This is a genomic window from Patulibacter medicamentivorans, from assembly GCF_000240225.1.
Lineage (GTDB): Bacteria > Actinomycetota > Thermoleophilia > Solirubrobacterales > Solirubrobacteraceae > Patulibacter > Patulibacter medicamentivorans.
Map to the genome: position 1 here is coordinate 39,702 of NZ_AGUD01000292.1, position 12,972 is coordinate 52,673.

Genomic DNA, 12,972 nt, shown 5'->3' on the forward strand with positions numbered 1-12,972 from the left:
GATGCCCACCACCCCCGATGATCGCCTCGGCCTCGTCGTCCCGACCGGCGGCGACCCCGCCAACGTCCCCTCCGACCTCAACGTCATCCGCCAGCGGCTGCGGCTGATCATGCCCGGCTACGCCCAGGGCACCATCGCCGCCCGCGCGTCGCTGACCCCGTTCGTCGGCCTGCTCTACCTCGCCACCGACGGCGCGGCCGACGGCGGCCCGCTGCTGACCTACTACGACGGGGCGTCGTGGGTCGACTGCTCGCCGCAAGAGCTCGACACGAGCAACAGCGACCTCACGGGCGACCTGCCACGCCCGACGGTCCACCGCATCCAGACGGCCCACCTCAAGCTGCATACCGTCGACGGACGCCGGCAGCTGCACCGCGAGCTGCGGACGATGCCCTCGACGACCGCCAACGCGGTGATGGTCGGCACCCTCACCCATAGTGGCGCCGTCGTCGACGTCGCGGTCAGCGTCGAGTGGTCCGGCGGCCAGCGCATGCACCGCTACACCCTTGCCGTCGTGCCGACCGCCGACACCGGATGGCGGCTCGTGCGACCGACCTCCGTCGCCGGTCCGGCCGCCGACACGCCGATCCTCGAGGCCCGCGAACAGGCCGGGGCCCTCTCGCTGCGCCTGCGCGGCTACGCCGCCAGCGGCGCCACCGCCGAGGTGATCCTCGACATCGCCGGCCGCCCCGGCCCCTGGACGCCCGACAGCACCGCCGCAGCCGCAGCCGCGGTCACGGCCCCGTTCAGCGCCGGAGGCCCGACCACCGAGATCAGCACCAGCTCCACGCCGCCGACCAACCCCTACCCCGGCATGGTCTGGCGGATCAACTCCGGCACCAGCCCGCGGGTCTGGCGGTTCATCTACAACGGCACCAACTGGGTCTACGACTCCGGCGGCGCCGTGATGGCGGCCGCCTCGGGCATCAACGTCGCCGCCGGCGCGACCGTCACGACCTGCCCGATCAACGTCGTCGTCAGCGGCGTCTACCGCGTGCAGGGCCACGTCAACACCGACCAGGCCAACGCCGACGGTCGCGTGCGCCTCATCTCCCCGTCCAGCGACTGGCTCTACGACGCCGCATCCGACAGCCGCGGCCAGTGGCGCTCCGGACGACCGTTCGATGTCGGCCTGTCGGCCGGCATCCGCAGCCTCCAGATCTACAACCCGGCGAGCGTCAACTGCCACGTCTGGGACGTCGCCTGGACCATCGAACCCGTCTACGTCTAAAGGCCCGAACCATGCCCACCAGCCCCGTCCTAACCCGGGCCTGGCTGCTCGCCACCCTCGACGAGACCGGCCGCCGCCTCGCCCTCGCCGCCGACGCTGGCGTCGCCACCCCCGCCCTCACCTGGACCGATCAGGACCAGGTCCAGATCAGCGTTCGCGGCCACGGCACCGGCGTCACGCTCGAGGCCACCCACCCCGACGGGCGCGTAGGCCCACTGACCTTCCCCGCCGGCTGGACCACCACGCCCTAGCCGGCCCCCTCCACCCACCGATCCGAGAAGAGCCCCCCTGATGGCCGACAACATCACCGACGCTGAAGAGCGTCGCATCCTCGACGACTCGCTCGGCGGGACCGTCTACCTCGCGCTGTTCACCGTCGCGCCGGCGGACGACGGTGCAGGCGGGACCGAGGTGTCCGGCAACGCCTACGCCCGCCAGGCCCTGACCCTCGGCGCCGCCGCCACCGTCGCAGGCGCGTCCACAAAGAAGAACACCGCGGAGGTCGTCTACCCCATCCCGACCGGCAACTGGGGCACCATCGTCGCCGCCGCCGCGATGACCGCCTTGACCGGCGGGGCGATGCGGTGGCGCGTCGACCTGACGCCGATCGCGATCACCGCCCCGGTCCAGCCGCGGTTCGCGATCGGCGACCTGTCGTTCGGGCTCTCGTAGAGACGCGATGACGCAGCAGGTCGCGCCGACCGCAGACGGCACCTTCGCCACCGGCCCGGCGGGGTCCCCGACCAACACCGCCGGACAGCGCTACGTCAACGTCGACGAGACGTCGGCCGACACCGCCGACTTCATCGTCTCCGGGTTCGGCACGGCCACGATCACGCAGACCTTCGCGCTGCTGCTCGGCAAGCTCGAGGACCCCGGTGTGAACACCGGGCACGCGATCTCGTGGTCGACCGGCAAGAACAGCTCGGCCGGCTCACAGGTCTACATCGACCTTGGGCTGTGGGCCAACGGAACCGAGGTCGTACCACAGGGCAGCCTCGCGGCCAACTACCCGCAGGGCGGCACCAACGTCGGCCCGTTCGCCGCGTCGCTCACGCTGACCTCCGGCCAGGTCGACACGCTGCGCGCCGCCGGCGGCTACGGCACCGCCGGCGCGCTCGAGCTGCGGTTCCGGATGACGCAGACCTACAACGCCGGATCCGGAACCCGGCAGGTCCGCCTCTACCAAGTCGGGATCGCCGCACCCGACCCCCAGTACGCCTACCTCACCGCCGCCGCCACCGGCGACACGACCGCGACCGCGACGCTGTCGGCGCGCGCCGGGCTCGCCGCGACGGCCACCGGCGAGAGCCCCATCGTCGGCGCGCTGTCGGCACGCGCCGGGCTCGCCGCGGCCCTCGCCGGCGAGTCGACCGCGACCGGGCTCGCGACCGCCGTGGCGACGCTCTCCCCGGCCATCCTCGCCGGGGACGGGACCGCGACCGCCGTGCTGGGCGCACACGCCGCGCTGTCAGCCACGCTGGCCGGGGCGGCACAGGTCGACGCCTGGGTCACGCCGACCGTGGCGATCGAACCGACAGCGGCGTCCGGGCAGAGCGCCGCGGCTGGCCACCTCGAAGCGCACGCCGTGCTCACCGCCAGCCCGTCGAGCACGTCCACCGCAACAGGGTCGCCAAGCGCCACCGCTGGCCTCAACGCCCACGCCGCCAGCACCGGCGACCTGGCCGCTCACCTCTCCGCCGCGGTCAACGAGACCGCCGCCCTCGACGGGCAGGCGGCGACTGACGCCGCGATCGGTGCCATCGCCTGGCTGGCCGCCGAGTTCGTCGCCCAGTCACTCGCGTCGGCCGCCGTCCCCGACATCGTCTACCTCGAGCCCGCGCACCTCACGGCCAGCGCGACCGCGACGGCCGCCGCCAGCATCTCCGCTGCCCTGGCCGGCACCGCCGTTGGCTCGACGTCGGTCGCGGCCGCCTGCACCGCGAGCCGCAACCTCGCCGCGACCCTCGACGGTCACACGACCGCCAGTGCGACGCCGTTCCTCTCGCTCGCGCTCGCCGCCGAGTTCGTCGCCAGCGGCGACGCGACCGCCAACGTCGCCGCGGCGCTCTGGCTGTCCGCTGCGCTGACCGGCCGCAGCACCTGGACCATCGGCGCCGCACCGGCCCCGGTCGGTATCGCCACCGCCTCGATCGCCCACCTCCTCGTGACCGCGACCGCCCAGTCGATCGCGACCCGCGTCGCGGTCGGCCACCCCACCGTGACAGCGAGGGTCAACTGATGGTGCTCACCCACACCGACGTCCGTGTCCGATTCGTGGTTGAGGGCTTCGATGGCGAGACCGTCACGCCGACGGCCTACACCGTCACGGCGACCGTCCGAGGCAACCCGGCCGCCGTCATCGAGATCGAGTCCGCCGTGCTGAGCGACGGCACCGTCGAGTCGATCGTCTACTCCGCCGAGGCCGGCACCGTCGCCGTCCTCCTGCGCGTGACCGCCCCGGTCCGCGTCGAGCACCTCGCGACCTACGCCGTCGGGACCGCCTAGCCGTGCCCGCATCGCCCCCGACCCCCGCACCGACGGGAGGACCCCCATGCCCGCGACCACCCTCAACGTTCACCAGGCGACGTGAGTGCGCGCCTGGGACTGCATCGCGCTGACGGAGGCGCTGCTGCTGCGGATCGCGTTCCCCGCGGCGGCTCTCGTCCTGCTGGTGCTGCTGGCGTTCCGCGAGACGCTGACGCTCGAGTCCGCCCCAGCGATCCTCTCGCTGTTCGTCGGCCGGCTCGCACCACCGCTGCGCAGCGGCGTCGGTGGCGGCGGACCGCCTACGGCCGGGTGATCCCCGCCTGGGCGCTCTGCGCCGTCTCGTGGCTGATCACCCAGATCCTCGCGGGCCATCTCTGATGGCCCGGATCCTCACCCTCGACCCCTCGACCGCAAGGGACTGACCATGGCCACACCGATCCTCAAGCAGGGCGCCACCGGCGAGCAGGTCACCCGCCTGCAGCGTGCGCTCCGGGCGCGCGGCAAGGGCCGCGTCGCTGACTGGGACATCGCCGTCGACGGCATCCTCGGCCGCCTGACCTGGGACCTCTGGCGCCGCGTCGTCACCGCGCTCGGCGGCCACGCCTTCGAGGGCACCGACGCGCTGGCGCGTCGGCGGTACGCGATCGTCGTCAACCCCGCAGGGCGGACCGCAGCGGAGCTGCGCCGCGCGCGCGCCTGGCGCCGCGCGCACAAGAACGAGACCGCCACGTCGGCGGGCGACCGGCCGAAGATCGTGCGCCTCAACGTCACGATCCGCGACCTCTTCGGCCCGCTCGGTCCGCTCGTCGGCACCGTTGGCCACTACACCGCCGGGCCGCGCGACACCAGCGACAGCCACGCCCTCGCGCTCTGGCGCCAGTACCACGCCCAGCACGCCGCGCAGGGCTGGGGCGGCATCGGCTACCACCTCGGCATCACCACCGCCGGAACCCTCGCGCTGCTGCGCCCGGTCGCGCTGAAGGGCGCCCACGTCGGCGGCCACAACACCGGCCGCATCGGCGTCGTGGTGCACGGCACGACCGGCCAGCGGATGACCGCGGCGCAGCGCGCGACCTGGCGCTGGCTGCTGGCCAACGCCCACACCACCGCGATGCCGGCCTCGCACCGCGCACCGCGTCGGCTCCGCGACCTCACGGTCTGGGGCCACAACGACCTGTTCCCGACGTCCTGCCCCGGAGCGTTCGAGACCGACTACAAGGCGGCCTGACCCACCATGCCCACGATCCGCTCCGCCTCGCAGGCGGCCACCATCAACCACCCGACCGGCCTCGCCGCGGCCGCCGCGACCGTCCTGGTCTGGCTCGCCGGCGTGCTCGGACTCGACCTGCCGCCGGCGGTCGCCGCCGCGATCGTCGGCCTCGCCGCCGCCGCGGTCTCGGCCTGGACGCCGCGGTTCGACGCCGCGGTCGCGGTCGCCGACAACGACCCCGCCGCCGGTGGCACCGGCCCCGACGAACTCGGGGGGTGAACCCCGGCCCGCCAGCGGGTCTACCACCTGACGGCGCGCGCGGAAGCGCGTCCCGCGGCCCGCCCGACGGCTCGCCGCGCCGTCCCCGAACCTGCGCCCCCGGCCTAACCCGCCGGGGGCGCTCGTCGTTCTACGACAGGTCCGGAAGGCGGACGTAGCCGTGGCCCGACCCGAACCCGAGCTCGTTCAACCGCAGCTCCGGCTTGCGCTTCAACGCCGCCTTCGGCACGTCGAAGACGACCGTTCCGGTCACGGTCGCGTCAGGTCCAATGTCCTTCAGGAAGAACGGCTCCTCCTGCGCGCCGATCGCGGCGACGGTGCCCTGGGTGTCGGGGTCGTACGTGTTCCCTCGGACCTCGAGCTGGAAGACCTTGTCGGTCAGCGTGGCCGACTCGTTCTTGTCGGAGTGGACCTTCACCTTGACGACCACGAACGTGCCGTCGGCCTTCTCGCCGAGACCGTAGGTCTGGTCGCCGATCGAGCCCACCGCCTTCGCGCTGACGATGTCGTAGTAGAGGGCGTCCACCCGCACCTTCCGACCGAACGCCACGTGTGGCGTGCAGTCGCTTGTGGCCCGCGTCCCGCAGGACGCCGGCTTCTTCTCGCTGCTGGACTTCGCGTCGGCCTTGTCGCCGGCGTCGTTGGTGTCGGCTGAGCAGCCGGCGAAGGCGGCGGCGAGCAGTGCGGTCGCGGCAAGCTGGATCAAGCGTGGCATCGATTCCCCCGAATCTTGGTTGAGACGCCCGTGTGTGCCGGGGCGCGCGGGCGGAACCCTACGCGAACCGGCCTCACTCGCGCGGGTGGTCCTTCTCCCTCGCGACCGACGGCGGGCGACCTAGCCCGGCGAAGTCGAACATCCGCTGTTACGCCGTCGCACGCGTAACGCGTATTGCCCTGCATCCCCCCAGAGGGGCTGCCCGTCAAGGCATCCCGCAGCGGCCGCCGAGGATGCTGCCCGTCTCGTAGCGTCGCTGCATGGGGCGGTCAGGGGTCGCGGACGAAACAACCGAGCACCGCTTCCCGCGGGCACGTGCACGTCTCGCCCGGCGGACCTGAGGTCGCCGCCCTCGCGCAGGCGGCCCTCGCGCTCGCCGCAGTGATCGATGACGCCGAGGGCGGTCTCGCGCAGCTCGTGGCGGACCCTGATCTGCGGACGCGCGTCCGCCGCCAGGCGCGGCGACTACGGGCCCTTGCCCGCGACGCCGACCCCTGACCCCGTCGCGGCCTCCGCGTCGTCGAGCAGCTCAGACAGGCGACGATCGCGGTCCTCCGCGATGTCGGGCGGCGCGATGTTCCCCGTGAGGAGGACGCGCCGCCCGTCCGCGGCTCGAACACCGACCACCAGCCCGTCGCCGTCCTCCGCCAGGACCACCGGGGCCTGGTAGGCGCGGACCAGGCCGGCCAGCCGTCGCACCTCATCACCGAGATCGGCGACCTGCTCACGCAGCGCCACCAGTTCCCCCTCCGCGGCGATCGCGCGTTCCTCAGCTTGTTCCGCGCGGACGGCCACCGGAACGCCGTCGCGACTCGCCGCCCGCGCAAGCTCGGCGCTGTCGAGCCCCAGGCCGTTCGCCAGGTGCAGAAGGTTCTGACCCTGCGGGACATTCTTCCCCCGCTCCCACCGAGCGTAGGTCCGCAACGTCACGCCGGCGCGAAGCGCGGCCTCCTCCTGGGTGATCTTCAGGCGCCCTCGGGCGCCCCGAAGCAGGTCACGCAGGTCGTCCCGCTCGGTCTCCTTGGGTCCCACGTCACGAGCATCAGTCTGTCATGACGATCACGACAGGACAAATCATGCCGTCTTTCTTGACGGGACATTCTTGTCCTGTCAAGATGCGCGGCATGACCGACGACCCGGCCGACCGCTTCCCTGAGAGGCTGCGCGCGCGCCGCGACGACCTGGGCCTCGCCCAGGAGGAAGTGGCCAGACGCGTTGGCGTGGCGGTTCGCGTCTACGCGCGGTGGGAGGCCGGCGAGACCGAGCCCCGCGCGAAGCACCTCCGCCGCCTGGCGCAGGTCCTCGCCACGAGCGTTGAGGACCTCTACCCGCTCGCCGCCGAGGCGGCCTGAACCCAACGAAACGCCCCCGCGCCGTTGCATCGGCCGGGGGCATGACCCACAGGAGAAGAAGTCCCGTGAGCAGCACCAACGATACCCCTGAACCCGGCGACCTGAGCAGGCCCGCCCGACGGACGGCGCTCTACAGCGCGGACGCGCGGCTGGCCGCGTTCACGGAGGTCGAGGACGCGCAGCACCGCGAGTCCCGTGCGGCGCGGCTGACGCGTCTCGCGGACGTTCGCGCGGCCGTCGTGCTCGGCCCGCCCCCCGGCCCGTATGGCACGTGGAGCACGTTCGTCGGCGCGTGCCGGACCGCAGCGACCGAGGCCGCGCTCGGTCACGCGCCGGTCGCGCCGTGGCGCGCCGAGGCACCGATCGCTACCGCATCGGCGGGCCGCTAGATGACGACCCACGACGACAACGTCACGGCCCGGATCCGGAAGCTCCTCGCGCTCAGCGAGTCGCCGAACGAGAACGAGGCCACCGCAGCCGCCGAGAAGGCCCAGGCGCTGCTCCTCAAGCACGGCCTCGACCTCGCGGCCGTCGCGGCGAGCGCCGATCAGGAGATCGGCGTCGACGACACCTACGTCCGCGACACCGGGTGCACCGTGCCGTGGCGGCGCTCGCTCGCCGGCGCTGTCGCGCGGTCGCTCGGCGGCGACATCACCTACCTCTCCGGCGCCCACGTGCACTTCTACGGGCCGCGCGGCTCGACCGAGAGCATGGTCGAGCTGTACCGCTACCTGGAGCGCAACCTCGACCGCGAGTCCAAGCTGGCCGCCGCGACGCGCGACGAGTTCTGGGTCCCGACCCGCACCTGGCGCAACTCGTGGCTCCTGGGAGCCGTCGACCGACTGCAAGAACGCTTCAAGGCTCGTCGCACGATGGTCGAGCGGGAGACGGCGAACCCTCACGCGATCGTCCTGGTGAAGGACGCCGTCACCCGAGCGATCGAGGACCTGCACCCGAACCTGCGGAAGGGCCACTACCGCGCCTCGGTCGACCCCGCTGCCGCTGCCGCCGGGGACCGCGCTGGTGCCCGGATGGGTCTCGGCGACAGCCAGGTCTCCGGCGGTCGCGGTGCGCTGCCTGCCGGATCGGCGGTGACCTCGTGACGACGACGGCGATCATCACCGACGCCGAGGCGCTCGACATCGCCAAGGCCGGCATCCCGACCTACCTGAAACCGGACCTGACGGAGCTCCTGGCGCCGCTGCGCGAGTTCGTCGAGACCGGACAGATCGACGAGGAGCTGGTGCTCCAGGTCGCCGGGTGCGCCGAGGCGTCCAGCCGCAACGGCTCGCTCGAGCGCAAGGCCGGCTGGCTCAGCCTGCTGCTCTACCTCTTCCACCACGGCCGCCGGCAGCGGGTCCCCGGTTGGGGAGCGCCCGTCGAGCGGGCGCGATCGGCCTGCGGCCGGCCAGTCACGCCTCAGGGCGCCCACGACTTCGGCCCGATCTGCCGGCGGGCGCAGGGCCACGACGGCCCCTGCTCGCCTGTCGCCTACCTCCCGTCCGAGGGGCTCGTCTCGTGACCCCGCTCGCGTCGTGGGTGCTGGTGCTGCTCCTGGTCGCCGTGGTCTACCACCGGCGGCGGCTGCTGGGTCTCCTCCGTGATGGCCGTGAGTCCGTCAGGAGGGGCCGTCAGGACGAAGCGTGGCCCAGAAGGAGAGCCCGCCCGCGGCCGCGGTGCGAGGGCGACCTCGTGCCTGGGCTGCTGACGGGCCGGCTGACGCCGTCCGACGTGCTGTTCACCCGGCGCGCGGTGCGGGAGGCACCGCGCGCCACCGACCTTCCCTACGTCATGTCCCACTACCACCAGCAGAGGAGATCTGCGTGATGGAAACCACCGAACCCGACGCGCCGCCGAGGCCGCCGGCACCGTCGTTCATCGACGTCCTCGAAGGCGTCCACAGCGGCCTGTTCCTGCGCCAGCTCTCGGAGGCGATGGCCGACCTCACGACCGCCGTTCGGCGGCAGGGCAAGGCCGGCGCGATCGTCATCCGGTTCTCGGTCCAGCCGATCGCGGGCAACGACGAGATGGTCCAGATCGTCCCCGAGATGACTCCCAGGATGCCGCGTCCGAAGCCGACGGCCTCGACGTTCTTCGTCACGCGCGATGGCGGCCTCTCGCGCGATCACCCCAGCCAGATGACCGACCCGGCGCTCCAGCCGGCCGCCGCGAACCCCGAGGAGACCCAGCAGCGATGACCACCAACGCCCCCGATGGCCTGACGGATCAGGCCGCCGCGATCCGCGAGGTGCGCGACCTCGCCTACCAGGCCACCAGCCGCGAGCCCGTCGAGCTGGCCGACGGCGTCGGGCTGCACCTGCGCCCGTACGGCCACGACCTCGTCGTGACCGACGTCCGCGCGCCGGACGACTGGGCCGAGCACCCGCTGCGGCGTCGCGGCACCGCGACGTTCGACGAGCTGGAGCCGTTCACCCGCTACGTCAACACCCACCACACCGACACGTCGGCGGCCACGACGGTCTGGACGCACCACGAGGCCGGCGCGCTCGGCAAGGACGACCGGCCGATCGGCACGATCACCGGGATCCTCGACGACCACGACGGCGTCAACGGCACGGCCGGGTGGGGCGAGCACCGCGCGACGCTCGCGCTGCGCACGACCCCGGAGTGGCGGCACTGGCTGAGCCTCGACGCCAAGCGCGTCGACCAGCTCGCGCTCGCTGAGCACCTGGAGGACGGGATCGCCGAGGTGATCGAACCGGCGGCTGCGGACCTGCTCGACGTGGTGCAGACGATCAGCGTCAACCGCGACGTCGAGTTCGCCAGCTCGCAGCGGACCACCGACGGGCAGATCCAGTTCGCCTACAAGGAGCAGCAGGACGCCAAGGCCGGCAACCGCGGGAACCTGACGATCCCCGAGCGGTTCAAGCTCGCGGTCGCCGTGTTCCCCGGCGGCGACCGCGTCCCGCTGACCGCGCGGCTGCGATACCGGGTGTCCGCTGGCGGGCTGGAGATCGGCTACAAGCTCGAGCGGCCCCAGGACGCGGTCCGGGAGGCCGTCGAGAAGCTGCACGCCGATCTGCTGTCGAAGCTCGACGGCGGGATCGCGGAGCGGGTCTACCGCGGCGCGCCGATCGGGTCCGACCGGTCCGTTCGGCGTGACGAGCAGCTGAAGGTCCGCGCCTACGACGTTCGCGGCTGATGACGACGGGCCGCCTGATCATCCTCGCGTCCTGCATCGGCCTGCTGGTCGGCGCAGGGCAGGCCCTGGGCCCGTGGGGTCTGCTGGGCGTGTCCGTCCTCGTGCTGCTGATCGGGATCGCGGTGCGTGACCAGGACGACCAGCTCGTCCTCGACACGCGCCGCGACCTGATGGCCGACCTCGACCGCGCGCTCGCGCGGCGTGGCGCGGACGTCGCCGCGGAGGCCCAGGACTTCCTCAACCAGCAACGCCGCCTCGGCGGCCCGTCAGGGGGCTGACCGTGTACCTGCCGACGCAGTCGACCGGCAGCGCGCCGGCCGCGCTCGATCCGTGGATCGGGCTGGAGGAGATCGCCGCCGACACCGGCGTCGCGATTTCGACCGTCAAGAAGTGGACTCGGCCGCGGACCGGCTACCCGCTGCTGCGCTGCTCCAAGCCCGCGCACGGCGTCTGGCGGTTCCGTCGCTCGTGGGTCGACGCGTTCCTGGAGGACTGCTCCGCGCAGGACCGCGGCGCCGGCACGCTGGCGCCACCGACCAGCCACCGGCCGCCCGCGGCCGTGATCGATCCGCTGCGCGAGATCGCCGACCGGCCGCCTCGCGCCCCGCGGCGCCGTCGCCGCGGCACCGTCGGCGACGCGAACCTGCCGATCATCGCCCCGCTCGGATGAGTCGCGCGGGCACCAGCGAGCGGTCCAGTCGCGGCGGGATCGAGACGACCGTCTACTACAAGAGCGACGGGACGCAGACCAAGACGCACCGCGTTCGCTATGCCGACGCCGCCGGTCGGAAGCGCTCGGCGACGTTCGATCGCGTCCAGGACGCCCGCGACTTCAAGGCGCAGATCCGGCTCCAGCGCCGCGGTGGCCAGCTCGACGATCTCGACCGCGGCCGCGAGACGCTGCGGGTGTTCGTCGAGTCGACGTGGTGGCCGCAGCGCGCCGGTGACCTCGCCGTGACGACGCAGCGGGTCTACCAGCGGATGCTCAACAACGAGATCCTGCCGCGGATCGGCGACATGGAGGTCCGCGAGATCCGGCCCAAGACGATCAGTGTGTTCAAGGCCGACGTCTCCGCCGCGCTCCACGCGCGCCTCGGCCCCGGCCGCGGCGGCCCGACGGTCCGCAAGGCGATGTCGGTGCTCCAGAGCGTCCTCACCGACGCCGTGCGCTGGCAGCTCGTCGACTACAACGCCGTCCAGCCGATCAAGAAGCCGGCCGCCGGCGCGTCGCTGCGGGCCGTCCACCCGCCCACGGCCGCACAGCTCGAGGTGATGCGCCTCCTCGCCGGCGGCGCGTGGTCGCGGACGCTGATGTCGGTGATGGGCTACGCCGGCCTGCGGCCGCAGGAAGCGCTCGCGCTCCAGTGGCGCCACGTGCGCGAGCGGACGATCCTCGTCGAGCAGCGGATCTCGGCCGGCCGTCTCATCGGCGGCCAGAAGTCCAAGGGCAAGCCGCCGCGCACGATCGAGATCATCGCTCCGCTCCGTGGCGACCTCGACGCATGGCGCGACGCCAACGGCACCCCGCCGGGCCGCGCGTTCGTGTTCCCGCAGGCCAGCGGGGCGCACATGACTGAGGGCGGCTACCGCCGCTGGCGCGCCAAGACGTTCCGTCGCGCCCGCACCCGCGCCCAGCTCGACGCCGAGCTGTTCCGCCCCTACGACCTGCGCCACCTGTGGGCGTCGCTACGGCTCGCCGAGCAGCGGCTGTCGCTCCAGGAGATCGCGCAGGAGATGGGCCACACCGTCGAGGTGCTGGCCAAGACCTACTCCCACATCATCGCCGACCTCGCCGGCGCCGGTCCGGTCGACCTGGTCGAACACATCACCGCCGCCCGCACAGCGGCGATCCCGCTCGCGTCCGACGTGCTCGCGCGCGAGGCCAAGCAGAAGGCCGCTAAGGCCAAGGAGAAGAGCTCATGAACAACGTCACGATCGACCCCGCGCGGCTCGCCGCGCTGGACACCATCGACCTGCACTACGGCGGCCACCGCGACTGGGACGACGGCCACTGCGCGCTCGAGGTCGTCGACTGGCTCGCCGGCGGCGTGGGTACCAACGACAGCCCGGCGTGCGTCGACCCGGTCATCGCCGCGTTCGGTCGCGGCCTCAACGACCGGATGCCCGATGACGCGACCCGCAACCGCTTCCTTCGCCCCGTCCTGCCGTTGATGGTCGGGACCCGCGGATCCAGCGACCTCACCGCTCGCCGCGCCTACCTCGCGGTCGACTGGGCCATCCGGACCGCGCTCCCCGCGCTGCTGCGCGACACCACCGACCACGAGTTGCACGTGGCCGCGGACAAGCTCCAGGCCCTGGCGCCGATCGTGGACTACCAGACCGCGACGGCTGCGCGGCCGCTCACGCAAGAAGTGCGCTACCACGCCCAGACGCTGCGCATGCGAGCCCGCGAGACGTTCGAGGCCGAGTTCCTGCGCCGCTTCGAGGAGCGTCGCAAGGCCTGGGCCGCCTGGGCCGCCGGGGCCGCCTGGGCCGCCGGGGCCGCCGAGGCCGCCGGGGCCGCCTGGGCCG

General features: G+C 73.0%; 20 protein-coding genes. 18 read left to right on the forward strand and 2 right to left on the reverse strand.

Annotated elements, in window-relative coordinates:
• The first annotated feature begins 1 nt into the window (after position 1).
• The 8 genes from PAI11_RS19955 to PAI11_RS19990 all read left to right on the forward strand — a co-directional run bounded on the left by PAI11_RS19955 (position 2) and on the right by PAI11_RS19990 (position 5,210).
• Positions 2-1,231: a hypothetical protein gene (locus PAI11_RS19955; protein WP_007578203.1), complete on the forward strand. Its 1,230-nt coding sequence runs from the start codon at positions 2-4 to the stop codon at positions 1,229-1,231.
• 11 nt (positions 1,232-1,242) lie between these two features.
• The gene (locus PAI11_RS19960; protein ID WP_007578204.1) at positions 1,243-1,482 is read left to right on the forward strand and encodes a hypothetical protein; all 240 of its coding nucleotides are present in this window, start codon (positions 1,243-1,245) and stop codon (positions 1,480-1,482) included.
• Positions 1,483-1,522: 40 nt separating this feature from the next.
• Complete coding sequence (locus tag PAI11_RS19965) at positions 1,523-1,903, forward strand: phage tail fiber protein (protein ID WP_007578205.1); 381 nt, start codon at positions 1,523-1,525, stop codon at positions 1,901-1,903.
• A gap of 7 nt (positions 1,904-1,910) precedes the next feature.
• Positions 1,911-3,473: a hypothetical protein gene (locus tag PAI11_RS19970; protein ID WP_007578206.1), complete on the forward strand. Its 1,563-nt coding sequence runs from the start codon at positions 1,911-1,913 to the stop codon at positions 3,471-3,473.
• Complete coding sequence (locus PAI11_RS19975; protein ID WP_007578207.1) at positions 3,473-3,739, forward strand: hypothetical protein; 267 nt, start codon at positions 3,473-3,475, stop codon at positions 3,737-3,739. The genes PAI11_RS19970 and PAI11_RS19975 overlap by 1 nt, the downstream gene beginning before the upstream one ends.
• Positions 3,740-3,824: 85 nt before the next feature.
• Positions 3,825-4,034 carry a hypothetical protein gene (locus tag PAI11_RS19980; protein WP_007578208.1) on the forward strand — a complete coding sequence of 70 codons (210 nt, stop codon included), beginning with the start codon at positions 3,825-3,827 and terminating at the stop codon, positions 4,032-4,034.
• 111 nt (positions 4,035-4,145) lie between these two features.
• The gene (locus PAI11_RS19985) at positions 4,146-4,949 is read left to right on the forward strand and encodes an N-acetylmuramoyl-L-alanine amidase (RefSeq protein ID WP_007578209.1); all 804 of its coding nucleotides are present in this window, start codon (positions 4,146-4,148) and stop codon (positions 4,947-4,949) included.
• 6 nt (positions 4,950-4,955) lie between these two features.
• Complete coding sequence (locus tag PAI11_RS19990; RefSeq protein WP_007578210.1) at positions 4,956-5,210, forward strand: hypothetical protein; 255 nt, start codon at positions 4,956-4,958, stop codon at positions 5,208-5,210.
• A gap of 130 nt (positions 5,211-5,340) precedes the next feature.
• Here the strand turns inward: PAI11_RS19990 and PAI11_RS19995 are convergent, their stop codons facing one another.
• On the reverse strand, positions 5,341-5,925 hold the full coding sequence (locus tag PAI11_RS19995) for a DUF4352 domain-containing protein (RefSeq protein ID WP_040601103.1): 585 nt from the start codon (positions 5,923-5,925) through the stop codon (positions 5,341-5,343).
• 465 nt (positions 5,926-6,390) lie between these two features.
• Positions 6,391-6,957 carry a helix-turn-helix domain-containing protein gene (locus PAI11_RS20005; RefSeq protein ID WP_040601105.1) on the reverse strand — a complete coding sequence of 189 codons (567 nt, stop codon included), beginning with the start codon at positions 6,955-6,957 and terminating at the stop codon, positions 6,391-6,393.
• 92 nt (positions 6,958-7,049) lie between these two features.
• Here PAI11_RS20005 and PAI11_RS24860 point away from each other — a divergent pair, with 92 nt between their 5' ends.
• The 10 genes from PAI11_RS24860 to PAI11_RS27565 form a co-directional block, all read left to right on the forward strand.
• Positions 7,050-7,277 carry a helix-turn-helix transcriptional regulator gene (locus PAI11_RS24860; RefSeq protein WP_170320763.1) on the forward strand — a complete coding sequence of 76 codons (228 nt, stop codon included), beginning with the start codon at positions 7,050-7,052 and terminating at the stop codon, positions 7,275-7,277.
• Positions 7,278-7,342: 65 nt separating this feature from the next.
• On the forward strand, positions 7,343-7,666 hold the full coding sequence (locus PAI11_RS20015) for a hypothetical protein (protein WP_040601106.1): 324 nt from the start codon (positions 7,343-7,345) through the stop codon (positions 7,664-7,666).
• Positions 7,667-8,380, forward strand: a complete 714-nt coding sequence (locus tag PAI11_RS24865) for a DUF2786 domain-containing protein (protein ID WP_007578214.1) — start codon at positions 7,667-7,669, stop codon at positions 8,378-8,380. It begins immediately after the preceding gene.
• On the forward strand, positions 8,377-8,799 hold the full coding sequence (locus PAI11_RS20025; protein ID WP_007578215.1) for a hypothetical protein: 423 nt from the start codon (positions 8,377-8,379) through the stop codon (positions 8,797-8,799). The genes PAI11_RS24865 and PAI11_RS20025 overlap by 4 nt, the downstream gene beginning before the upstream one ends.
• Positions 8,800-9,103: 304 nt before the next feature.
• On the forward strand, positions 9,104-9,475 hold the full coding sequence (locus tag PAI11_RS20035; RefSeq protein WP_040601108.1) for a hypothetical protein: 372 nt from the start codon (positions 9,104-9,106) through the stop codon (positions 9,473-9,475).
• Complete coding sequence (locus tag PAI11_RS20040) at positions 9,472-10,440, forward strand: DUF2303 family protein (protein ID WP_007578217.1); 969 nt, start codon at positions 9,472-9,474, stop codon at positions 10,438-10,440. The genes PAI11_RS20035 and PAI11_RS20040 overlap by 4 nt, the downstream gene beginning before the upstream one ends.
• Positions 10,440-10,718, forward strand: a complete 279-nt coding sequence (locus PAI11_RS20045) for a hypothetical protein (protein WP_007578218.1) — start codon at positions 10,440-10,442, stop codon at positions 10,716-10,718. The genes PAI11_RS20040 and PAI11_RS20045 overlap by 1 nt, the downstream gene beginning before the upstream one ends.
• 2 nt (positions 10,719-10,720) lie before the next feature.
• Positions 10,721-11,110 carry a hypothetical protein gene (locus tag PAI11_RS20050; RefSeq protein ID WP_007578219.1) on the forward strand — a complete coding sequence of 130 codons (390 nt, stop codon included), beginning with the start codon at positions 10,721-10,723 and terminating at the stop codon, positions 11,108-11,110.
• Entirely contained in the window at positions 11,107-12,363 is a 1,257-nt protein-coding gene (locus PAI11_RS20055) for a tyrosine-type recombinase/integrase (RefSeq protein ID WP_007578220.1), read from the forward strand. The genes PAI11_RS20050 and PAI11_RS20055 overlap by 4 nt, the downstream gene beginning before the upstream one ends.
• The coding region (locus PAI11_RS27565) for a hypothetical protein (protein ID WP_050897331.1) at positions 12,360-12,972 on the forward strand (613 nt) is incomplete at its 3' end. The genes PAI11_RS20055 and PAI11_RS27565, both read left to right, overlap by 4 nt.

Bases quoted from the DNA above. Each gene is read 5' to 3' on its own strand.
- PAI11_RS19990 (WP_007578210.1), top strand. From the start codon at position 4,956: ATGCCCACGATCCGCTCCGCCTCGCAGGCGGCCACCATCAACCACCCG.
- PAI11_RS19995 (WP_040601103.1), bottom strand. From the start codon at position 5,925: ATGCCACGCTTGATCCAGCTTGCCGCGACCGCACTGCTCGCCGCCGCC.
- PAI11_RS19970 (WP_007578206.1), top strand. From the start codon at position 1,911: ATGACGCAGCAGGTCGCGCCGACCGCAGACGGCACCTTCGCCACCGGC.
- PAI11_RS20040 (WP_007578217.1), top strand. From the start codon at position 9,472: ATGACCACCAACGCCCCCGATGGCCTGACGGATCAGGCCGCCGCGATC.
- PAI11_RS20045 (WP_007578218.1), top strand. From the start codon at position 10,440: ATGACGACGGGCCGCCTGATCATCCTCGCGTCCTGCATCGGCCTGCTG.
- PAI11_RS19975 (WP_007578207.1), top strand. From the start codon at position 3,473: ATGGTGCTCACCCACACCGACGTCCGTGTCCGATTCGTGGTTGAGGGC.
- PAI11_RS19960 (WP_007578204.1), top strand. From the start codon at position 1,243: ATGCCCACCAGCCCCGTCCTAACCCGGGCCTGGCTGCTCGCCACCCTC.
- PAI11_RS24860 (WP_170320763.1), top strand. From the start codon at position 7,050: ATGACCGACGACCCGGCCGACCGCTTCCCTGAGAGGCTGCGCGCGCGC.
- PAI11_RS24865 (WP_007578214.1), top strand. From the start codon at position 7,667: ATGACGACCCACGACGACAACGTCACGGCCCGGATCCGGAAGCTCCTC.
- PAI11_RS19955 (WP_007578203.1), top strand. From the start codon at position 2: ATGCCCACCACCCCCGATGATCGCCTCGGCCTCGTCGTCCCGACCGGC.
- PAI11_RS20055 (WP_007578220.1), top strand. From the start codon at position 11,107: ATGAGTCGCGCGGGCACCAGCGAGCGGTCCAGTCGCGGCGGGATCGAG.
- PAI11_RS19965 (WP_007578205.1), top strand. From the start codon at position 1,523: ATGGCCGACAACATCACCGACGCTGAAGAGCGTCGCATCCTCGACGAC.
- PAI11_RS19985 (WP_007578209.1), top strand. From the start codon at position 4,146: ATGGCCACACCGATCCTCAAGCAGGGCGCCACCGGCGAGCAGGTCACC.
- PAI11_RS20035 (WP_040601108.1), top strand. From the start codon at position 9,104: ATGGAAACCACCGAACCCGACGCGCCGCCGAGGCCGCCGGCACCGTCG.